Below are 21,949 nucleotides of genomic sequence, written 5' to 3'. Positions count from 1 at the left end.
CAAAGCCCGATGAGGGCGGAATGACAGGAATGACATGATGAAATCGAACAATGGTCCTCTTCGGGTTGGTATCGGCGGACCGGTCGGCTCCGGCAAGACGGCGCTGACGGAGAAGCTGTGCAAGGCGATGCGCGACCAGTATTCCGTCGCGGTCGTCACCAATGACATCTATACGCGCGAAGATGCCGATGCGCTGATCCGCATGCAGGCACTTTCGTCGGATCGTGTCGTGGGCGTGGAAACGGGTGGCTGTCCGCATACGGCGATCCGCGAGGATGCCTCGATCAATCTGCGCGCGATTGCCGACCTGAACGCGCGGATCCCGGATCTGGACATCGTCTTCATCGAATCGGGCGGCGACAATCTTGCCGCAACTTTCTCGCCGGATCTCGCCGACATCACGCTCTATGTGATTTCCGTCTGTCAGGGCGAAGAAATCCCGCGCAAGGGCGGTCCGGGCATCACGCGGTCCGATCTGCTGATCATCAACAAGACCGACCTCGCGCCGCATGTCGGCGTCGATCTAGAGGTAATGGAGCGCGATGCCGACCGGATGCGTTCGCAGCGCCCATTCGTGTTCACCGACCTCAAGCGCGGCGCCGGTGTGGAGCGTGTCGTCCGGTTTCTGCAGGAGAGCGGCGGGCTCTGAGCGCCGTTGCTCTAACCCCGATCAGATCTGCTTCAATGCGGTCACGTCGGTAATCTGGATGGTACGGCCGCGGACGGTGACGCCAGCGCGCCGCAAGGTCGAGAAGGCGCGCGACAGGGCTTCGGGCGCAAGGCCGAGCTTTCCGGCCAGAAGGCTTTTCTGGAAAGGCAGGCGGATCGAGACCGGGCCACCCTCCTTTTCGCAGGTCGACAACAGATAGTGGGCAACCCGTTGCGGGGCTGTCTGCAGCCGGTCATTGGCGATGCAATCCATCGTGGTGCGCAGATGGTCGGACAGGCTGCGGATGATGGATTTGGCCACGTCCTTTTCCACCTCGGCCAGTTGGCGAACCTTTTGCAGGTCGAAACGACCCAATGTCGCAGTGTCGGCAGCCTGGGCGTTGTAAAGATAGCGATCGCCCATGGGCAGAAGGCATTCGGAGAAAACGTCGCCGGGGCCGCAGATGCGGATATCCGCCTCTCGGCCATCCTTGTTCAGCCGATACAGCCGGACATAGCCGCTGAGTACGCAGTAGAAGAACTCGGCCGGCTCACCCTCGCGGAACAGCACATCACGCGCTTCAACATTCGTGACATTGATGATCTCCAGCATGCCGGCCAAAGCAGAAGGGCCAAGCGTCGCCAGAAAAGACGTTCGCAGCAGTGTGTTCTTGTCTCTCGCGTTCAATCTCAGCATCTTGTTCACAGTCCCGCACTCCCATGGCTTCTGCCAGGCAAAACCTACCCCCGATCCGGCGGGTCGAAATGGCCCGGTTCCGGTTCAATGGCCAGCTTCGTCAATCCTCTCGTCCTTATCCACGGCATGCGTCCGACGGGCAAGTGACGAGAAACAAGCAGATCATTCTCTCAGCGCGTGCAATCTATGACACTTGGGTGGAACTCGATTTGATTTCGATCAAGCGACGTTCAAGGTTCTGCTAAAATTCAGCGGGACATGCATGAAAAAAGCCGGGCGGCGCCGGCTTCTCTCTCTCGTTTCTTTCCCGTTCGCTTATTCGGCGGCCAAAGGCGGCAGGGTGACGATATTGTTGCTCTCGCTGCGCCGGTTGGCAGGCGTGCTGCTGCGCTCCACCGCAGAAACCCGGTCATACAGTTCGGCAACGGCGATCGTCAGGTTCTCCGAGCTCAGCGGTTCGACCTCCTGTTCCTTCTTGCCGACAAGGCGGCTGAAGATCCGGCTCAGCAGACGCGACAGGTCGTCGAGGATCAGGAAGAAGGCCGGCACGACCACGAGGCTCAGCACCGTCGAAACGATGATGCCGCCGATGACGGCAATCGCCATCGGGGCACGGAAGGATCCGCCTTCACCGACGCCGAGCGCCGACGGCAGCATGCCCGCTGACATGGCGATGGAGGTCATGATGATCGGCCGGGCGCGCTTGCGGCCGGCTTCCACCATGGCTTCCAGGCGATCCATGCCGCGGTGGCGCATTTCGATGGCGAAATCGACCAGCAGGATGGCGTTCTTGGTCACGATCCCCATCAGCATCAGGATGCCGATCAAGACCGGCATGGACAGCGCATTGTTGGTGACGATCAGGCCGACCGCCACGCCGCCGATGGCCAGCGGCAGCGAGAAGAGGATGGTGAACGGCTGGATCACATCCTTGAACAGCAGGATGAGAACGGTCAGCACCAGCAGCACGCCGAGCAGCATGGCATTGAGGAAGCTCTGCTGCATCTCCGCCTGGATCTTGGCGTCGCCGCTCTCGGCGAGACGCACAGAGGCGGGCAGGTTGGCATTGTCCACCGCGTTGCGGAAGGCTGCTGTCGCCGTATCGAGGGCAACACCCTGCGGCAGACCGGCACCGATCGTGACGAACCGGTTGCGGTCATTGCGTTTGATCGAACTGACGCCTTCCGAATAATCGATATCGGCGACACTCGAAAGCGGTACGGCCTGGCCGGTCGACGTGCGGATTTTCAGTGCACGGATGGCGGCGAGATCTGTCCGGAGGTCGAGTGAGGCCTGGACCCGAATCGGGATCAGGCGGTTGTCGAGGGCGATTTTTGGCAGGGCCGCGTCGATGTCGCCGATGGTTGCGACCCGGACAGTCTGGGCAATCTGCTCGGCGGTGATGCCAAGCCGTGCCGCTTCATCCGAACGCGGTCGGATCTGCAGTTCAGGCCGGGGCAGGGCACCTTCGGCGCTGGCATTGGCCAGTTCCGGCAGGGTGCGCAGCTTGGCTTCGAGAATGGCGACGGCCTCGTTCAGTTCTTCCTCGTTCTTCGAGAGGAAGTTGAAGGCAATGTCGCGCTCGCCGCGGTCATTGAGCTTGAGGACCCGGATATCGGCGATCGGCGCAAGTCTTGCGAAAACCTCTTCCTCGATCTCCCACTGCGGACGGATACGGCCATGGACTTCCATCTTCGGCATGAATTGGCCGATCAGCGGCAAGCCGCCCAGGCCCTTGTTGACCAGCGTCTTGACGAGTGAGTGCTCGATGCGGTCGAGGTTCAAGGTAATGCTGGCGCGGCGGAGTTCCATATCGCCCTTGGGCGAGGCGCCGCCGAGGACGAAGATGCTGGAGATGTCGTCGATATCCGCCAGTGCTGCATGGATCTGGTCGGTCTTGCGCTCGGTTTCGGCGAGCGTCGCATTCGGCGGCAGTTCGACGGAGATGACGATACGGCCCGCGTCTTCCGGCGGCAGGAAACTCCCCGGAACCTGGGAGAGAAGTGCAAGCGAGCCGATCAGGAAGGCGATGGCTGCGGCCAGCGTGGCATAGCGGCTGTACCAATGGCTGGTGGTCAGGCGGACGACGCGCGTATAGCCCTTCAGGAAGGTGCTGTCGTTGTCGTGATGGTCGTCCATCGCGTCTTCGGCACGCATCAGATAGGCGGCCATCAGCGGGGTGATGAGGCGCGCAACCATCAGCGAGAAGAAGACCGAGAAGGCAACCGTCAGGCCGAACTGGATGAAATACTGGCCTGGAATGCCGGGCATGAAGGAGACCGGCACGAAGACGGCGATGATGGTGAATGTGGTGGCGATGACAGCGAGGCCGATTTCGTCCGCAGCCTCGATCGCCGCCCGGTAGGGTGTCTTGCCCATCTTGATATGCCGGGCGATGTTTTCCACCTCGACGATCGCGTCATCGACCAGAATGCCGGTTGCCAGCGTCAGGGCGAGGAAGCTGACGAGGTTCAGCGAGAAGCCCATCATGCCCATGATCCAGAAGGTCGGGATCGCGGATAGTGGCAGCGCGACAGCGGAAATCAGGGTGGCACGCCAGTTGCGCAGGAAGATGAACACGACGATGACGGCGAGGATCGCGCCTTCGATCAACGTGTGCATGGCGGCTTCGTAGTTGCCATAGGTGAAGTAGACGGAATCATCGATCATCTCGATCGCTACGTCGGGATTTTCTGCCCGAACCTTGGCGAGGCTTTCGGCGACGGTTTCCGCGACGGTCACTTCGCTGGCACCCTTTGCACGGAAAACGGCGAAGGTGACGACGGGTTTGCCGTCGAAGCGGGCGAAGGATTTCTGTTCCTCGTAGGTGTCCTTGATCGTACCCAGGTCGGACAGCTTGACGAAGCGGCCATTGCTGAGCGCGATCGTGGTGTTCTTCAGGCTTGCAACATCACGGCTGTCGCCAAGCGTGCGGATCGACTGTTCGGCGCCGGCGACCTGACCGCGGCCGGAGCCGAGATCGACATTGGTGCCGCGCAGCTGGCTGCTGATATCGGCGGCGGTCACGCCAAGCGCGTTGAGGCGGTTTGGATCGAGTTCGATACGGATTTCACGGTCGGCGCCACCATAGCGGTCGACGCGACCGATGCCGGGTTGGCCCTGAAGCGCGCGCTTGATCGTATCATCGACAAACCAGGAGATTTCCTCGATGTTCATGTTCGGGGCGGAGACCGCGAAGCTCTGGATCGCCTGGCCCTCGACATCGATCTTGGTGACGATCGGCTCGTCCACCGTTGCCGGAAGGTCGCCGCGGATCTGGTCGATCGCGTCCTTGACGTCCTGCACTGCCTGTTCGGTCGGTACTTCCATGCGGAACATGACAAGCGTCTGCGACTGGCCGTCGGTGACGGTCGAGGTGATTTCGTCGACGCCTGTGATCGATGCCACCGCGTCTTCGACTTCCTTGGTGACCTGTGTTTCCAGCTCGGACGGGGACGCGCCACTCTGGGTGACGGTGATAGCCACCAGCGGCACGTCGATATTGGGGAAGCGCGTGATCGGCAAGGCGATGAAGGACTGGATGCCCACCACCATCAGCAGGAAGAAGGCCAGAATCGGCGCGATCGGATTTCGTATGGACCAGGCGGAAAAATTCATAGCCTGCGTGCCTCTCAGTTGGAAACGGTGCTGTCATCGACCGGCTTGATGCGGTCACCGTCGCGCACGAACGCGCCGGCCTTGGCAACGACGCGGTCGCCTTCCTTCAATCCCTTGACCACCTGGATATAGGCGCCGTCCTGAATGCCGGTCTCGATCGTGACCAGTTTGACGACGCCATCCTCGACGATGCGTGTGGTGGTTTCACCCTTGGCGGTGGTGATTGCCGAGAGCGGAAGGGCGATGCCTGCGGCCTCGTTGATGACGATGTCGGCGGTGCCGTACATGCCGGCACGGGCTGCGCCGTCATTGTCGATGGCAATATGCACGGCGCCAAGGCGGGTCTGTGCATCGATGACAGGCGAAACGAGGCGGACCGAGCCGGTCAGCTTCTCAGCGCTGCCGCTGACAGTGATCAGGGCCTTCTGGCCCAGCTTCAGGCGGAGGATCTCGTTTTCGGACACGTCGGCGATCAGTTCGATCTGGCCGTCGCGGATCACGGTGAAGAGCGGCTCGCCTGCGCCGCTGGCAATGGCGCCGATGCGGGCATTACGGGCGGCAATGGTGCCGGCGACCGGTGACTTGACGTCCGTTCTCGCCAGTTTCAGATCGATATCGTTGATCTGACTTTCGACCACGGTGACGTCGGCCTGTGCGACAGTGATCGCCTGACGGGCCGTTTCAGCCTTTGCATTCGCACTCGCGAGCGTCGTTTCGGCCTGTTCGAGTTGTGACGTCGATACCGTGCCGGTCTTGCTCAGGCGGGTGGCGCGCTCGAACTGGCGCTGCGCATCCTTGGCACTGGCCTCGGCCTCGATCAACTGGGCGCGGTATTGCGCAAGCCCGGCTTCGGCCTTCGCCTTGTTGGCAATCAGCTGGCTTTTTTCGAGGAGTAGGCTGTCATCATTCAGCCGTGCAACCACGGCATCCTGGGCAACCGTGTCACCAACATCGGCTTCGAGCGTCTTGGTCAGCAGGCCTTCGACCTGGGGCTGGACATAGACTTCCTCTTCTGCCTTGACCGTACCTGTCGCGACAATCCGGTCCGTTAGGTCGCGACTTTTGGCTGTCGTCACCACGATGGCGGGCAAATTCGGCGTCGCTGCAGGCGCTGCCGGTTCTTGCGCAAAAGCAATCGTGCCGGACAAGGAGAGTGTGGCGGCCAACAGAATTGATGTGGCGCTCGTATTTCGCAGCATGGGTACCTTCCAAAAAATATGTCGCAGATCTAGCTCATAGTACGCAGCGCGATCACAATCGGCTCACTGCCGGTGCGATATGGCCATTTGGCGGCGCCGCGGCTCTGCTGAACTTTATCATGCCTCAAAATGCTGCGTGGCAACAGGTGGTGATGGAAAAACCACCTGCAAGGCTTGTCCAGCGATATTCGTCGCCGAATATGGACAAATGTTTGAGGAGGCGGCCTGGTGTTGCCGATTTGCCAGCTTTTGCAGCTGTGAAATGTATGTAATGCTTATGTTTTTTGGGTTGCACGGGGCCGAGGCCCCGTGCTTTGTCTATAAACTAGGCCCTACTTGAGAGCGGCATCGGTGATCTCGGTGGTGAAGGCGCCAGTCGGCTCCTTGGTGATCACCGGGTCCGAGCCGCCGCCGAGAAGGGTCTTGACTGTGCGTTCATAGGCGGCCTTGTCGAGCGCGCCATTCGAACCAGCCGTCAACTTGGCGATCTCACCCATCATGCGCTTCTGGTGGACTTCGGTCTGGGCGCCCGAGGCATCGTTTTCGAGCACGATTTCAGCCGCTTCATCCGGGTTGCTTTCGGCATATTTCCAGCCCTTCATCGAAGCGCGGACGAACTTGATCATCTTTTCCTTGAAGGCCGGGTCGGCGAGCTTGTCTTCGAGCACGTAGAGACCGTCTTCCAGCGTGGCCACGCCTTCGTCTTCGTACTTGAAGGTGACGAGGTCTTCCGCCTTGATACCGGCATCGATGACCTGCCAGTATTCGTTGTAGGTCATGGTGGAGATGCAGGCGGCCTGCTTCTGCAGCAGCGGATCAACGTTGAAGCCCTGCTTGAGGACGGTCACGCCGCCTTCGGAGCCATCGGTCTTGATGCCGAGCGTGCCCATCCAGGACAGGAACGGATATTCGTTGCCGAAGAACCAGACGCCGAGCGTCTTGCCCTTGAAGTCTTCCGGCTTGGTGATGCCGGTTTCCTTGAGGCAGGTCAGCATCATACCCGAGGACTTGAACGGCTGGGCGATGTTGACGAGCGGAACGCCTTTTTCGCGGGTGGCCAGAGCAGATGGCATCCAGTCGACGATGACGTCGGCGCCGCCACCGGCGAGAACCTGCGGCGGCGCGATGTCCGGACCACCCGGCTTGATTTCGACATCGAGGCCTTCCTCTTCGAAAAAGCCCTTGTCCTTGGCGACGTAGTAGCCGGCAAACTGGGCCTGGGTGACCCATTTCAGCTGCAGCGTGACCTTGTCGGCGGCGGCTGCCTGCATGGCCGTCAGCGAGACGGCTGCAGCCAGCAGCATGGATGCGAGTTTGATAGTCATTTCAGTTCCCTCTTTTTTTGTTAGGTCTTGTTTTACGCCCGGCCACCACGGACGGACGGATGCCAGAAGGTGACCGCGCGTTCTGCGAGTGCCACCAAGCCGTAGAAGATCGAGCCGGCGAGTGCTGCAACAGCAATCTCGGCCCAGACCATGTCGACATTGCTACGCCCCACTTCCGTGGAAATCCGGAACCCCATGCCGACGATCGGGGTGCCGAAAAACTCTGCCACGATGGCGCCGATCAGCGCCAGCGTCGAATTGATCTTCAAGGCGTTGAAGATGAAAGGCCATGCCGCGGGCAGGCGCAACCGGATCAGCGTCTGCCACCAGCTTGCGGCATAGGTGCGCATCAGGTCGCGCTCCATATGGCTGGCTGCCGCCAGTCCCTGCACGGTGTTCACCAGCATCGGGAAGAAGGTCATGATGACGACGACGGCGACCTTGGACGGCCAGTCGAAGCCGAACCACATGACCATGATCGGGGCGATGCCGACGACGGGCAGGGCGGAGACGAAATTGCCGATCGGCAGCAGCCCCTTCTGCAGGAAGGGCGAGCGATCGATCAAAAGGGCCACGACAAAGCCCAGGCCGCAGCCGGCAATGTAGCCGGTGATGACGGATTTGAGGAAGGTCTGACGGAAATCGGCCCAGAGGATCGGGGTCGAACTGATGATGCGGGCCCAGATCACCGAGGGGGCCGGCAGCAGGATCGAGGGAATGTTGAAGCCGCGGACGACGCATTCCCAGATGACCAGCAGCGTGATGCCAAAGATGACCGGCACGGCGATGCCGATTGCGCGGCGCGTTGCCAGTCTTTTCGGGTGCTGGCGGACCAGCCATTCGTTGAGCGCCCAGGCACCGAGCCAGAACAGGACGGCGAAGACGAGATAACCGGTCATGGTCATGGCTTGACCCCCATGCGCTTCAAGACCCGTGTATGGGCAAGTCCGACGATCGAGACCAGCAGCGCGGCAAGCCCCGCCGCCATGAACAGAGCCGCCCAGATCTGGATCGTCTGGCCATAGTAGGAGCCAGACAGCAGGCGGGCGCCGAGACCGGCCACTGCGCCGGTCGGCAATTCGCCGACGATGGCGCCGACCAGCGAGATGGCGATCGCGACCTTCAGCGAGGTGAAGAGATAGGGCATGGAGGCAGGCCAGCGCAGCTTCCAGAATGTCTGGCCCGGGCTGGCATGATAGGTGTGCATCAGGTCGAGCAGTTGGGTCTCCGGGCTGCGCAGGCCTTTCACCATGCCGACGACGATCGGGAAGAAGGACAGATAGGTCGAGATCAGTGCCTTCGGCATCAGGCCGGAAACGCCGATCGAATTGAGCACGACGATGATCATCGGCGCCACTGCGAGGATCGGGATGGTCTGGGAGGCAATCACCCACGGCATCAGAGAGCGGTCCATGGCGCGGTTGTGCACGATGGCGATGGCAAGCACGATGCCGAGCACAGTGCCCATGCCGAAGCCTGCCAGCGTCGCCGATAGCGTTATCCAGGCATGGTAGACGAGGCTACGCTTGGAGGTCACGGCCTTGTTGATGGTCGTGTCCCAAAGCTCGGCGATGATCTGGTGCGGTGCCGGGAGGACCGGGCGGTCCTGGGCAAACGTGCGCTCGACGATCTGGCCGAAGGTGATCGTCTCGCCGGCGCGGGCGGCCTGGTCGCGGACGAAGGGCGCATTGAGATAGATGACCATGACATGCCAGATCACCAGGATGACCAGCAGCACGGTGAGCACGGGCAGGATGCGGTCGCGGAAAAAGGAAGGCGCCTGCATGATCACACGCCTCCCTTGGCCGGATAGAGCATCAGCGCCATGGAGACGACGCCAAGGGCGACGCCGGCCATCTGGATGGTGCTGAGGCGTTCGCCGAACAGGAAGAAGGCAATGACGTTGATCAGTACCAGTTGTGCGATAGCCGAGGCCGAGATCGCCATGCCCAGGCCGCCTTCGCGCATCAGTTTCACCATCATCAGATTGCCGAGGCAATAGAGGACGAGAGAGGCGGCAAGCACCCAGAGATTGTTGTTCGAGACATAGGCGCGCGACACGGTGGCGGCTGCGAGGAATGTTGCCATGGCTGCGCCTAGCCAGATGAGGAAGGCAGGGTTCATGGGGAGGGTGCCTCCTTCAGTAGATGTGCGATGGAGGCTTCGATTGTCAGAAAAACATGATCTGGATTGTCGATCACCAAATCGTTGTCGAAGCGAAGAACCTTGAAACCTTGTGATGTCATGAACGCGTCCCGACGCAGATCATGTTTACGGCCCGCATCGGTTTCATGGCTGTCACCGTCGACCTCGACGACTATGCGCGCTGCAAGCCATGCGAAGTCTGCGATATAAGGGCCAATCGGCGTTTCCCGGCGGAAGCGTGCGCCGCGCGGGCGGAAGTCGCGCAGAATGTCCCACATTTCGCGCTCGGCTTTAGTCAATTCTGTGCGTAGCGTGCGTGCGCGTTTGCGGGTCTTTGGGTCGATGTTGGAATGCGGCATTGGATTGTGCCTTCCATCGATATGGGAGCAAGCGGTTTCCCCTCCCCAACCCCTCCCCACAAGGGGGAGGGGCTTTACCGCCGCCCTCGTGCTGAAGGAGAACCTCCGCTGCCGTTGCATCTGGTGCGTCAACAGGAAGGTTGAGGTAGTTTCCACGAGTGAAGCTGTATGAGCTACCAACTGTGGCATGGTTAGTGGCTGGGGAAACGAAATGCCGCGGGCGCCAAAGTCCCTCCCCCTTGTGGGGAGGGGTTGGGGAGGGGTCTTCTCCCTAGTCCGCACACTATTCTTCATAGCTATGCCCCGCCTTCAGGCCTTCGCGGACGCGCTGGGCTATTTCCAGAAACTCCGGGGTTTCGCGGATCTCGAGCGGGCGCTCCTTCGGCAGGGTCGACTCGATGATATCGGTGACGCGGCCCGGCCTCGGGCTCATGACGACGATCTTGGTCGAGAGATAGACGGCTTCCGGGATCGAATGGGTGACGAAGCAGATCGTCTTGTTGGTGCGCTCCCAGAGTTTCAGCAGTTCGGAATTCAGATGGTCGCGGACGATTTCGTCGAGTGCGCCGAAGGGTTCATCCATCAGCAGCAGGTCTGCATCGAAGGCGAGCGCGCGGGCGATCGAGGCGCGTTGCTGCATGCCGCCGGAGAGCTGCCAGGGGTATTTCTTGGCGAAGCCGCCAAGGTTGACGAGATCCAGCGTCTGCGCGATGCGCTTCTTCTTCTCCCCGGCGCTGTAGCCCATGATTTCGAGCGGCAGGGCGATGTTCTTCTCGATCGTGCGCCAGGGATAGAGGGCTGCGGCCTGGAAGACATAGCCGTAAGAACGCGCCTTGCGGGCCTCTTCCGGCGTCATGCCGTTGACGGTGATCGCGCCGCTCGTGTGTTTCTCGAGGTCGGCGATGACGCGCAGGAAAGTCGTCTTGCCGCAGCCGGACGGGCCGATGAAGGAGACGAAATCGCCCTTCTTCACCTCGAGATCGACATTCGACAGGGCGTGCACGGGTCCGTCATTGGTCTCGAAGGTGAGACTGAGGTCCCTGGCTGACACGACGGAGATGGGAGCATTCATGCGTTGGGACCATTCGGGTTTGTTGCAAAGCCTGGAAGGCTCTTGCATGCTGTCATGATGATGCCGCCCGGAGACGGCGAAAACGGGATCGCGACCCTGTCGCGCGATGGATGAGGAGCAGACCATGGACACGTCATCAAAGCCCACCTGTCGCCTTGTGAAGCCCGGCCATACCTATGAAGGCAAGCAGGGCTTGAGCTATTTCGAAGGCATTGCGGCCGAGACGGTCGGGGCCAAGGGGATCTGCATGCATATCCTCACCATGCCACCCGGCGCGCGCGCCAAGGCGCATCTGCACGAGAGCCACGAGACGGCGATCTACATGCTCTCCGGCCAGGCCCATACCTGGTATGGCGAGCGGCTGGAAAATCATGTCGTCGTGCATGCCGGCGAGCTGTTCTACATTCCCGCCGGCGTGCCGCATCTGCCGGCCAACCTGTCGAACGCACCGTGCACGGCGATCATCGCGCGTACCGATCCGAACGAGCAGGAGAGTGTTGTGCTTTTGCCGGAGCTGGAGGGATTGGTGGAGGTGTGAGTGTCGCCTTCTCCGCAGCGGGGAGACGGTGGAGCGTGGGTACTGATGAGGGTGCTGTTTTTCTGATTTTACGACAGTGCCCGAGGCACCCCCCTCTGTCCTGCCGGACATCTCCCCCACACGGGGGGAGATCGGACCCCGCAAATGTTCTGCCGCTTGGATAAGCTGCCTGACGCAGCATGATCCTCCGGTCTGTCGGTTGGAGCGACTGCCCAGCCGCACCCGATCTCCCCCCTTGTGGGGGAGATGCCCGGCAGGGCAGAGGGGGGGAACACCGCGCGCCAGCGACATCGGTTCTATCACACCCCCGTCGCCGGAATGCCTGATCGCTCGACCTTGCGCGGTGCCACAAGTTCCTTCCAGGTCGAAAGCGCCTTGTTGACCGCTGTGAACGGTTCGCGCCGGACGAACTGGCCGTGGCCTTCTTGCGTTTTCACCGTTCCTTCCTCGATCGCGACATGACCGCGGGTGAGCGTGTAGCGCGGTAGACCAGTGACCTGCTTTCCTTCGAAGACGTTGTAGTCGATCGACGACTGCTGGGTCTTGGCCGAAATCGTCTTCGAGCGCTTCGGATCCCAGACGACGAGGTCGGCATCGGCACCGACAAGAACGGCACCCTTTTTCGGGTAGATGTTGAGGATCTTGGCGATGTTGGTCGAGGTGACCGCGACGAATTCGTTCATCGTCAGGCGGCCGGTCGCGACACCGTAGGTCCACAGCATCGGCATGCGGTCTTCCAGGCCGCCGGTGCCGTTCGGGATCTTGGCGAAGCTTTCGAGGCCGAAGCGTTTCTGCTCGGTGGTGAAGGCGCAGTGGTCGGTGGCGACGACCGAGAGCGAGCCGGACTGCAGGCCGGCCCAGAGACTGTCCTGATGCTGCTTGTTGCGGAAGGGCGGCGACATGACACGGCGGGCGGCGTGGTCCCAGTCCTTGTCGAAATATTCGCTTTCGTCGAGCGTCAGGTGCTGGATCAGCGGCTCGCCATAGACGCGCATACCCTTCTGGCGCGCGCGGCGGATCGCTTCATGCGCCTGTTCGCAGGAGGTGTGCACAACATAGAGCGGTACGCCGGCCATGTCGGCCAGCATGATGGCGCGGTTGGTCGCTTCGCCCTCGACTTCTGGCGTGCGGGAATAGGCATGCGCCTCGGGGCCGGTATTGCCCTCGGCCATCAGCTTGGCGGTCATGGCGGCAACGACGTCGCCGTTTTCTGCGTGGACGAGCGGCAGGGCGCCAAGCTCTGCGCAGCGCGAAAACGAGGCGAACATCTCGTCGTCGTTGACCATCAGTGCACCCTTGTAGGCCATGAAGTGCTTGAAGGTGTTGATGCCTTTGTCCTGAACGACCGTTTTCATCTCGTCGAAGACGCGCTCGTTCCAGCCGGTGATCGCCATGTGGAAGGAATAGTCAGCATTGGCGCGCGACGTCTTGTTGTCCCACATCTGCAAGGCTTCCAGCAGAGACTGGTCCGGTGCCGGAAGACAGAAATCGACGACCATGGTGGTGCCGCCGGCAAGACCGGCACGGGTGCCGCTTTCGAAATCATCCGCCGAATAGGTGCCCATGAACGGCATTTCGAGATGCACATGCGGGTCGATGCCGCCCGGCATGACGTAACAGCCGGTGGCGTCGAGCACGGTGTCGCCAGTGAGGTTTGGGCCTATCTCGACGATCACGCCAGCGTCGATCTTGACGTCGGCCTTGTAGGTGAGATCGGCGGTGACGATGGTGCCGTTCTTGATGACTGTGGTCATTGCCTGCTCTCCCTCTCGTTTTTCAAGACGGCGGCACCGTTCACGGTGCTGTTGCGCCGCGTCGTGCCATCTAGTGGATGTTCAGCATGTGCTCGGGAGAAGCCCCGTGCGACGTCGATTTATACCTCGACCAGATCGAGCCGCTGTTCAATGCGGGAAAGGCGATCGTCCAACCGATCGAGCCGATTGGAGAAACCGGCATTCTGGGCTGTGAGGCCACCGACCTGGTATTCGAGGACGCCGAGGCGCGCTTTGACCTCCGACATGTCGTCGGAGAGGCGATCCATCTTGCCGCGGATTGCGCGCAGGTGTTCGAGGACCAGATTGTCGGCAGACGAGGACATGATCGATGCTCCATCGGACCTTGCACAACCCAATATAACGCCGAAGTGTTCACCCGACAATCTCCGCAGTCTCCAGCACCGCGCGCAGCAGCACGTCGGCTCCTGCCGTGGCCCAGTCCTTGGAGATCTCCTCGGCTTCGTTGTGCGACAAACCGCCGACGCAGGGGCACATGATCATGGTTGATGGTGCGACCTTGGCGGCCCAGCAGGCGTCGTGGCCGGCGCCGGAAATGATGTCCATGTGGCTGTAGCCGAGATCTTCCGCCGCCTTGCGGACGGAGGCGACGAGCTTCGGGTCGAAGGTGACGGGATCGAAATGGCCGACGGCCTCGACCGAACAGCCGACACCGAGCGTTTCGCAGATTGTCGCTGCCTCTGCCTCGATCTTGGCACGCATGCGATCGAGCTTTTCCTGGGAGGGCGTGCGGATGTCGACGGTGAAGACGACGGTGCCGGGCAGAACATTGCGCGAATTGGGCGAGAACTTCACCTGGCCAACGCCGCCGACGGCGCCGGGTTGTTCGCTCATGGCAACCGTCTGGACCATTTCCATGATGCGGGCCATGGCAAGACCGGCATTGACGCGCAGGTTCATCGGGGTCGAGCCGGTATGCGCCTCTCGGCCGGTCAGGGTGAATTCCAACCACCACAGCCCCTGGCAATGGGTGACGACGCCGATCTGCCTGTCTTCAGCCTCAAGGATCGGGCCCTGTTCGATATGATATTCGAAATAGGCATGCATCCGCCGCGCGCCGACTTCCTCCTCGCCCAGCCAGCCGATGCGCTTCAGCTCGTCGCCGTAAGTTTTGCCATCCGGATCCTTGCGGCCATAGGCATAGTCGAGTGTGTGCACGCCGGCAAAGACGCCGGAAGCCAGCATGGCCGGGGCAAAACGCGCGCCTTCTTCATTGGCCCAGTTGGTGACGACGATCGGGTGCTTTGTCTGGATGCCCAGATCGTTCATCGAGCGGACGACTTCAAGCGCTGCCAGCACGCCCAGTACGCCGTCATACTTGCCGCCAGTCGGCTGGGTGTCGAGATGGCTGCCGACATAAACAGGCAGGGCGTCGGGATCGGTACCCGCGCGCGTGGCGAACATGGTGCCCATCTTGTCGACGGCCATGGTCATGCCGGCCGCTTCGCACCACGTCTGAAACAATGACCGTCCGACAGCATCCTCATCCGTCAGCGTCTGGCGATTGTTGCCGCCGGCAATGCCCGGGCCGATCTTCGCCATGTCCATCAGCATGTCCCACAGCCGGTCGCCGTTTACGCGCAGGTTTACGCCGGGTTGAGCCGTCATGATCTAGATCCTCACCTGTTTATCGGAAGCCGGATCTTGCGTCTGGCCTCTTCTTTCCCCCGGTCAACGGCTGCGATTGTTATTTGTTTTTTACCGCTGTCGTATCGGTAGTTGCCTTTGTCCGGCATCTGTCCAATAATTTGACCGACTGGTAAAACATTACAGCTTCCATCGCGGCACTCAAGACGAAAATCGGAAAAATTTGCGACAAAAAACCGGGCAGTTGCACAGAAAATGTGCGCCAATATTGTCGAGTGACTTCAAGATGTTAGGCGGGAACACCTAAAAGATGGCGATACCGAGAGCGGCACAGACCCAGAGGCGAACGCGCATTCAGGAAGAGAAAGAGGAGCTTATCCTCGAGGCGGCGCTCGAAGTCTTTTCGCAGCGTGGCTTTCATGGCTCGACGATCGATCAGATCGCCGAGGTGGCAGGTATGTCGAAACCGAACCTGCTCTACTATTTCCGGACCAAGGACACGATGCACCGGGCGTTGATCGATCGGGTGCTGGAAAACTGGCTGGAGCCATTGCAGGCGTTCGATGCCGAGGGAGACCCCGAGGAGGAAATCCGCTCCTATATCCGCCGCAAGCTGGAAATGGCGCGCGACTTTCCGCGCGAGAGCCGGCTGTTCGCCAATGAGATCTTGCAGGGGGCGCCACATATTGAAGGCCTTCTCGAAGGGCAGCTGAAGGAGCTGGTCGACGAAAAGGCCGAGGTGATCCGGGCCTGGATCGCGGCCGGCAAGGTGCGCGACTGCGACCCCTATCACATGATTTTCTCGATCTGGTCGACCACGCAGCACTACGCCGATTTCGACGTTCAGGTGAGGGCGGTGCTTGGCAGCGGCCGTGACGGCGTCGATCGTTTCGAGGCCGCCGCGCAATTTCTGGAAAAGCTGTTCGTCAGTGGCCTGATCCTCGGCGACAGGAACGCCTGATCAGTCCTTCAGCAGTCCCATGACGAGCAGGCCGCCGGCCGTTACAAGTGCGCCGGCAAAGACGGCCGGGCTCGCCCAGCCGTGGCCGATCAACCCCTCAAGAATAATCACCGAGGTTGGTGTGAGATAGCCGTAGCCGAGCACTTTGGCAGCCGGAAGCCGTGTTGATGCATATTGCAGCAACATGAAGGTGATCGCAGTCGTGACGACCGCGAGATAGGCGACCGTCGCCCAGACGCTCAGCGGCAGCGTGGAAAAGTCTGTTTCGATCAGCGGTAGCGCGCCGGTCGGCAGGAGCCACGGCACGGTGAACACCGTCACCCAGAAGCCAAAGGCGACCGGATGTTCGCCGCGGCCGAACTTGCGGATCAGCGGCACATAGGCGGCATGCCCGATGACACCGACGAAATAGATCAGCTCGCCGCGACCGACGTCAAAGGCCAGCATGGCACCGACATCGGCGCGGAAAATGACCCAGATCGCACCCAGGGCCGCGATGATAAGCGCCGCCAGAACGCCCGGACGTGTCGGCTGGCGCAACAGGAAGAAAGCAAAGCCGGCGCTGATCAGCGGCATCAGCGTGAAGACGGCGCCGGTCTGGACAGGGCTGGTGAATTCCAGGGCGGTGAACATGGTCAGCATGTAGATAGCGATCAGGCCGCCGAGGATGACGAAGCGCCAGGGCTCTTTCGGAAACTGGAAAGGCGCCTTGAAGATGCCGAATGCCATGATGCCCATGACGATCACGGTGAGAAGGTAGCGCCAGAGGGTCAGGGGTCCGGCATCCATGGATTGAGCCGCTATGCCACCGAAGGAGAAGGAGCCGGCAATCAACGCCGCAAAGAGCATCATTCCGGCGTGGGCAAGCAGCTTTTCGCGACCTTTGGCATGAATGGAATGTTTGTTCGGGGAGGCGTTTTCGACTGTGTTTTCAGACATTTCCATTCCTGCGGGCATGCTCGGCGAAAGCGTGTTCGCCCTTTTCCGGCTGTTCTCCTCCACTGGGCGAAGGCTTGACCAGGCCGTCTTTCTCATTCATTTGCGACGGAGCGCCAATTGAAGCGTCGATTGGATCGACGCATTCCGCCCCATCCCGACACACACCTGCCAGTTAATCGAAAGTGGATGCCATGACAACGACGATCGGCTTCAGCGATACCACCCGCAAGACCAGCGACGTTCTGCAAGGCGTGATCAATTCCATTCGCGGCGAGCATGTGACCCTGCGCGAGATCCTTGCCGAAATGGGCGAGAGCGGTCTGTTGCTGCTGTGTGGCCTGCTGTCGCTGCCATTCCTGTTTCCTGTTTCGATTCCAGGTGTCTCGACGGTGTTCGGGGCCGGGATCGTGCTGATTGGTATCGCCATCACATTCAATCGCCTGCCGTGGCTGCCGGAAAAGCTGGTCGACCGCCGGCTGGAGAGCCGCAAGCTGGTGCCGGTGCTGGAGCGCGGCGTCAACGTTTTGCGACGGCTGGACCGTTTCATCCGACCACGCGTCTCGCTGTTGACAACCGGCGTCGTGATGAACCGTCTGAACGGCCTGACGCTAACGGGGGCCGGCGCGCTGCTGATGATGCCGCTTAGCTTCATTCCGTTTTCCAACACCCTGCCGGGTGTCGCGATCTTGCTGCTGTCGGCCGGTATTTCCCAGCGTGACGGTCTGGTGGTTGCCGGTGGTTATCTGCTGACGCTGCTGACGCTGGTTTATTTCGGCGGGCTCGCCTATGCGGCCTATGCTGCGGGCCAGAGCCTCAACCTGCTCGGCGGCTGATCAGGCGCGGCTGAGCAACAGGTCTTTGCGCTCCTGCGCGTGCTTGCGGGCAAAATCGATGAAAGCGTCGCCACTCATTGGTCGTGCGAGGGCGTAGCCTTGAAGCGTATGGCAACCGAGATCGCGCAAGATCGCGGCATGCTCCATGGTCTCGACGCCTTCGGCCACGATACCGATGCCCAGGGACCGGCCAATATCGACAATCGAGCTGATCAGGCGGCGCTGGGCCACATTGGTGACGATCGGCGCGGTCAGCTGCCGGTCTATCTTCAGTCGGCTCGGGGAAAGCTTGACCAGGCTGAGGATCGATGCGTAGCCGGTGCCGAAATCATCGATTTCGATATCGATGCCATAGGCTCGGATACGGTCGATGCTCTGGGCGATCGCATCGCCCTTGTCGTCGAATGAGATCGATTCCAGCAGTTCGAACGACAGGCTGCCGGGCTCGAGCGTGAGCGCGTCGAGCCGTTCGAGCAATGTTTCCTCAAACAGGCGCTGTGCCGAGATGTTGACGGAGACCCGTTCAACGCCAAGCTCGTTGGCGCGCCAGCGGGTGAGTTGGAATAAAGCCTGATCGAGGATGGTTGCGTCGATCTGCGAGACGACGTTGAGACTTTCGGCGATATCGAGGAAGGCGTGCGGTGCCAGGATGCCGCGTTGCGGATGCTGCCAGCGAGCCAACGCCTCGACACCGTTGATTTCCAGGGTGTGGGCATCGAACTGGGGCTGGAAGTAGGGAATGAATTCTTCTGCCGCCAGCGAGCGCAGGATGGCATCGGCGGTTTTCTTGGTGTTCACGGTGTGAGCGCGAAGCTGATCGCTGAAGCGTTCCACGCGATTGCGGCCGCGGCGCTTGGCCTCATACAGGGCGATGTCCGCATTGACCAGCAGTTGCGCGACCGCCGAGTGCCTGTCGGTCTTGGTGGCCACACCGATTGATGCTCCGACCCGGCACTCATGGCCCTCATAGGTGATCGGCGTATTGATCGCGCTGATCAGACGGCGCCCCATCTCCAGATACTGCTCCTCGCCAAGCCGGCTGAAGCAGACGATGACAAATTCGTCGCCGCCGATGCGTGCGACGAAATCGCCGTCGCGCACGTTGAGGCGCAAGCTTTCGGCGACATGGCGCAGCATGGCGTCGCCGGCCCCGTGACCCAGCGTATCGTTGATATCCTTGAAGCGATCGAGGTCCATGTGCAAGACGGTCAACCTGTTCTCGGCGTGTTCAAGCTTGTCGATTGCGGCAATATGCTGATCGAGATAGCGGCGGTTGGGCAATCCGGTCAGGGCATCATGAAGGGAGTTGTGCTCCATGTGCCGGCGGGCGCTCTCCAGCGCCTCGTTCTGCTGTTCGGTCTGGCGCTGTGCGTCGCGGAGATCCTGCTGCAGAAGGATGTCAGCGGTGACGTCCCAATTCACGCCCACCATCTTCCTGCGGTTTTCACTGTCTCGGTAATGCGTGCCGAAGGTGCGGATGTGGCGAATTTCGCCGTCCGGACGGATAATCCTGAATTCGGCAACATAATCTCGGTCGCGGAGCACGGCCTTCTTGAAGTTTCGCTCGGAAACTTCGAGATCGTCAGGATGGAGAAGGGTATGCCAGGTTTCCAGCGAACTGTCCGGCCCTTCGCCCAGCCCGTAGAGTTGGCGTACTCGATTGTCCCATGTCAGTTCGCCGGTATCCAGATCCACGTTCCAGATGCCGATGCCGGAGGCGGTCAGGGCGAGGTCGAGCCGGTGGGAGATTGCGTTCAGTTCGCTCTCGCGCTGGCGCAGGGCCGCGATATTGGCCTGCCGCTCCCGTAGCAGACGGACAACCCAGACGACGGGTCCGACAATCATCGCGCCGACAAGCGCCATGAGCGTACGGAAAGTCCATTCGTCTGAGGCTCGCTGTTGCCATCCACCCTTTGGGCGCGCCGCGATTTCCCAGCTCTCGTCACCGAAGTTGATGGGCATGAGAACGGGGGAATCCCGGAACACGTTGGCGCCACCGAAGAACGGCTTGTTGCTGGTGCCACCGCGCGTGCTGACGATCGAAACTTCGATGCCGAGGCTTTCCGAGTTCAAGCCGCCATACTCATAAAGCTTGTCGATATCGATGACAGCTGCCATCAGCCCCCAGAAACTGCGCGCACCTTTGCCATTCTGGACAACGACGGGATAGCGGACCATGAGGCCACGTCCGCCTTGAATAAGGTCAATCGGGCCTGTGACGGCCATACGTCCAGTGTCGCGCACCCTTAGGGCGACTTCCCTTTGCGCGTCACTTTGGCGGTAGTCGAAGCCGATGGCTTTTTCATTGCCGCTCAAGGGATAGGCAAATCGAACGACAAGATCGGGTGCCAGGGCAACGTGGCGCAATTGGTGCTCGGTGTCGAAGAGGCGGACAGCCAGCGCTGAGAAGCGTGCCTGGTCGATCTTCGGCTCCGTTTCCACAACTGCGATAAGCCCCTGAACCAGCTGTATATTTGCGTTAATTCCGCCTTCCAGCCGAGCCCTGATCAATCCCAGTTCCTCGGCCACGCGGCTGCGCATGTTTTCCTGATGCAGATGGTTCTTCTGATCGTCTGCGTAGACCATCGCGATTGCCACGGCGACAGTCAAAATGATGGCGGGGACATAGTATTGAAGAGCGGCATTGAGCGCCCCCCAACCTTTATCCCTGATTTTTTCCGCCATATGTGAGTGCCCCATTGTGACGCGGAAGTGCCACTTCAGCCTGTGGTGAAGCTTCCGCTAAATGAGCACATTTTCACGAAACCCTTGAAATTTGCTGAATCGATCGACCTTAAATATCCTAGGTCGCGCGTCGCATGAAATGCCCGTTTTGGGTGTGTTGTGCAATGACGGGGCAGGGACGGAGCGTTCCTTGCGACACGCTCCGTCAAGACTGTCCAGGTCTATTCTGCGGCCTGGACCGACATCGGGTTGTTCGGATGGGTCGTCCAGTTGGCGTAGTTCGGATCGACTGGTTTTCCGGTGCGCTGATCAAGGGCGCCTGCGTCAAGCCCGACCAGGGTGATGCAGTTCTCGACCGGACAGACGTTGACGCAGAGATTGCAGCCGACGCATTCGTCTTCCATGACCTCGAACTTGCGAACGCCATCGACGAACTGAGTGATCGCCTGGTGCGAGGTGTCCTCGCAGGCGATGTGACAGCGGCCGCATTTGATGCAGGCATCCTGGTCGATATGGGCTTTGGCGACGTAGTTGAGGTTCAGATACTGCCAGTCGGTGACATTCGGCACGGCGCGGCCGGTGATGTCGTCGAGGTTGCGGTGGCCCTTGGCATCCATCCAGTCCGAAAGGCCGGTGATCATCTCCTCGACGATCTTGAAGCCATAGGTCATGGCGGCGGTGCAGACCTGCACATTGCCGGCGCCCAATACCATGAACTCGGCGGCATCGCGCCAGGTAGTGACGCCACCGATGCCGGAAATCGGCAGGCCGTAGGTCTCGGGATCGCGGGCGATCTCGGCCACCATGTTCAGCGCGATCGGCTTGACGGCCGGGCCGCAATAGCCGCCATGGGTGCCCTTGCCGCCGACGGTCGGGTTGGGGGCGAAGTTGTCAAGATCGACCGAGACGATCGAGTTGATCGTGTTGATCAGCGACACGGCATCGGTGCCGCCGGATTTTGCGGCGCGGGCCGGCTTGCGGATATCGGCGATGTTGGGGGTCAGCTTGGTGATAACCGGCATGCGGCTATACTGCTTGCACCAGCGCACGACCATTTCGATATATTCTGGCACCTGGCCGACGGCCGCACCCATGCCGCGTTCGGACATGCCGTGCGGACAGCCGAAATTGAGCTCGATGCCGTCTGCGCCGGTTTCCTCGACCAGCGGCAGGATCGCCTTCCAGCTTGCCTCCTCGCAAGGCACCATGATCGAGGCGACCAGGGCGCGGTCCGGCCATTTCATCTTGACCTGTTTCATCTCCTGCAGGTTGATCTGCAGGGGACGGTCGGTGATCAGCTCGATATTGTTGAGGCCGAGAAGCCTTCGGTCGGCGCCCCAGATCGCGCCGTAGCGCGGACCATTGACGTTGACAACCGGGGGGCCTTCTTCACCCAGCGTCTTCCAGACGACGCCGCCCCAGCCGGCGCGAAAGGCACGCTCGACATTGTAGGCCTTGTCGGTGGGCGGCGCCGAGGCGAGCCAGAACGGGTTCGGTGATTTGATGCCGACGAAATTGTTGCGAAGATCAGCCATGGTTTTGTCCTCTCA

The 21,949-nt window shown here is 60.9% G+C and carries 19 protein-coding genes; 4 read left to right on the top strand and 15 right to left on the bottom strand.

Translation table 11 applies throughout. The annotated features are described in order from the left end of the window. Positions 1–37 precede the first annotated feature (37 nt). Entirely contained in the window at positions 38–649 is a 612-nt protein-coding gene (ureG, locus tag GVK95_RS14105) for an urease accessory protein UreG (protein WP_159950661.1), read from the top strand. A 21-nt stretch (positions 650–670) separates the two neighbouring features. Here ureG and GVK95_RS14100 read toward each other — a convergent pair whose 3' ends face one another. From GVK95_RS14100 to GVK95_RS14060, 9 genes are all read right to left on the bottom strand, one after another. Next, a complete protein-coding gene (locus GVK95_RS14100) occupies positions 671–1,345 on the bottom strand; it encodes a Crp/Fnr family transcriptional regulator (protein WP_200844287.1) in 675 nt (224 codons plus the stop codon). A 315-nt stretch (positions 1,346–1,660) separates the two neighbouring features. Further along, positions 1,661–4,963 (bottom strand): efflux RND transporter permease subunit, encoded by a 3,303-nt coding sequence (locus GVK95_RS14095; RefSeq protein ID WP_159950657.1) that lies wholly within the window; start codon positions 4,961–4,963, stop codon positions 1,661–1,663. Positions 4,964–4,977: 14 nt separating this feature from the next. After that, positions 4,978–6,162, bottom strand: a complete 1,185-nt coding sequence (locus tag GVK95_RS14090) for an efflux RND transporter periplasmic adaptor subunit (protein WP_159950655.1) — start codon at positions 6,160–6,162, stop codon at positions 4,978–4,980. Positions 6,163–6,494: 332 nt separating this feature from the next. Beyond that, positions 6,495–7,487, bottom strand: a complete 993-nt coding sequence (locus GVK95_RS14085) for an ABC transporter substrate-binding protein (protein ID WP_159950653.1) — start codon at positions 7,485–7,487, stop codon at positions 6,495–6,497. Between the two features lie 32 nt (positions 7,488–7,519). Then, on the bottom strand, positions 7,520–8,392 hold the full coding sequence (locus GVK95_RS14080) for an ABC transporter permease (protein ID WP_159950651.1): 873 nt from the start codon (positions 8,390–8,392) through the stop codon (positions 7,520–7,522). Continuing rightward, entirely contained in the window at positions 8,389–9,273 is an 885-nt protein-coding gene (locus tag GVK95_RS14075) for an ABC transporter permease (RefSeq protein ID WP_159950649.1), read from the bottom strand. Before GVK95_RS14075 ends, GVK95_RS14080 begins: the two co-directional genes overlap by 4 nt. Positions 9,274–9,275: 2 nt before the next feature. Then, positions 9,276–9,611: a hypothetical protein gene (locus GVK95_RS14070; RefSeq protein WP_159950647.1), complete on the bottom strand. Its 336-nt coding sequence runs from the start codon at positions 9,609–9,611 to the stop codon at positions 9,276–9,278. Further along, positions 9,608–9,991 (bottom strand): DUF559 domain-containing protein, encoded by a 384-nt coding sequence (locus tag GVK95_RS14065; protein ID WP_159950645.1) that lies wholly within the window; start codon positions 9,989–9,991, stop codon positions 9,608–9,610. Before GVK95_RS14065 ends, GVK95_RS14070 begins: the two co-directional genes overlap by 4 nt. 283 nt (positions 9,992–10,274) lie before the next feature. Then, the gene (locus GVK95_RS14060; protein WP_159950643.1) at positions 10,275–11,063 is read right to left on the bottom strand and encodes an ABC transporter ATP-binding protein; all 789 of its coding nucleotides are present in this window, start codon (positions 11,061–11,063) and stop codon (positions 10,275–10,277) included. A gap of 124 nt (positions 11,064–11,187) precedes the next feature. On the opposite strand from GVK95_RS14060, the gene GVK95_RS14055 reads away from it, so the two are divergent. After that, positions 11,188–11,601 carry a cupin domain-containing protein gene (locus GVK95_RS14055; RefSeq protein ID WP_159950641.1) on the top strand — a complete coding sequence of 138 codons (414 nt, stop codon included), beginning with the start codon at positions 11,188–11,190 and terminating at the stop codon, positions 11,599–11,601. A gap of 299 nt (positions 11,602–11,900) precedes the next feature. Here GVK95_RS14055 and hydA read toward each other — a convergent pair whose 3' ends face one another. From hydA to GVK95_RS14040, 3 genes are all read right to left on the bottom strand, one after another. Further along, complete coding sequence (hydA, locus tag GVK95_RS14050) at positions 11,901–13,355, bottom strand: dihydropyrimidinase (RefSeq protein WP_159950639.1); 1,455 nt, start codon at positions 13,353–13,355, stop codon at positions 11,901–11,903. 119 nt (positions 13,356–13,474) lie between these two features. Beyond that, entirely contained in the window at positions 13,475–13,699 is a 225-nt protein-coding gene (locus tag GVK95_RS14045) for a hypothetical protein (RefSeq protein WP_007606194.1), read from the bottom strand. A gap of 49 nt (positions 13,700–13,748) precedes the next feature. After that, a complete protein-coding gene (locus GVK95_RS14040) occupies positions 13,749–15,002 on the bottom strand; it encodes a Zn-dependent hydrolase (RefSeq protein ID WP_159950637.1) in 1,254 nt (417 codons plus the stop codon). 289 nt (positions 15,003–15,291) lie between these two features. Here GVK95_RS14040 and GVK95_RS14035 point away from each other — a divergent pair, with 289 nt between their 5' ends. Then, entirely contained in the window at positions 15,292–15,942 is a 651-nt protein-coding gene (locus GVK95_RS14035) for a TetR family transcriptional regulator C-terminal domain-containing protein (protein ID WP_159950635.1), read from the top strand. On the opposite strand, the gene GVK95_RS14030 is transcribed toward GVK95_RS14035, so the two are convergent. After that, positions 15,943–16,881: a DMT family transporter gene (locus tag GVK95_RS14030; protein WP_159950633.1), complete on the bottom strand. Its 939-nt coding sequence runs from the start codon at positions 16,879–16,881 to the stop codon at positions 15,943–15,945. It lies immediately after the preceding gene. Positions 16,882–17,072: 191 nt separating this feature from the next. Here GVK95_RS14030 and GVK95_RS14025 point away from each other — a divergent pair, with 191 nt between their 5' ends. Then, a complete protein-coding gene (locus tag GVK95_RS14025; RefSeq protein WP_007606208.1) occupies positions 17,073–17,714 on the top strand; it encodes an exopolysaccharide biosynthesis protein in 642 nt (213 codons plus the stop codon). On the opposite strand, the gene GVK95_RS14020 is transcribed toward GVK95_RS14025, so the two are convergent. Then, positions 17,715–20,399 (bottom strand): EAL domain-containing protein, encoded by a 2,685-nt coding sequence (locus GVK95_RS14020; RefSeq protein WP_159950631.1) that lies wholly within the window; start codon positions 20,397–20,399, stop codon positions 17,715–17,717. 221 nt (positions 20,400–20,620) lie between these two features. Continuing rightward, on the bottom strand, positions 20,621–21,934 hold the full coding sequence (preA, locus tag GVK95_RS14015) for an NAD-dependent dihydropyrimidine dehydrogenase subunit PreA (RefSeq protein ID WP_159950629.1): 1,314 nt from the start codon (positions 21,932–21,934) through the stop codon (positions 20,621–20,623). Between the last annotated feature and the right edge of the window lie 15 nt (positions 21,935–21,949).

This window comes from Rhizobium sp. 18065, from assembly GCF_902706095.1.
Taxonomy (GTDB): Bacteria; Pseudomonadota; Alphaproteobacteria; order Rhizobiales; family Rhizobiaceae; genus Allorhizobium.
This window is presented reverse-complemented; position numbering and strand designations above follow the sequence as displayed.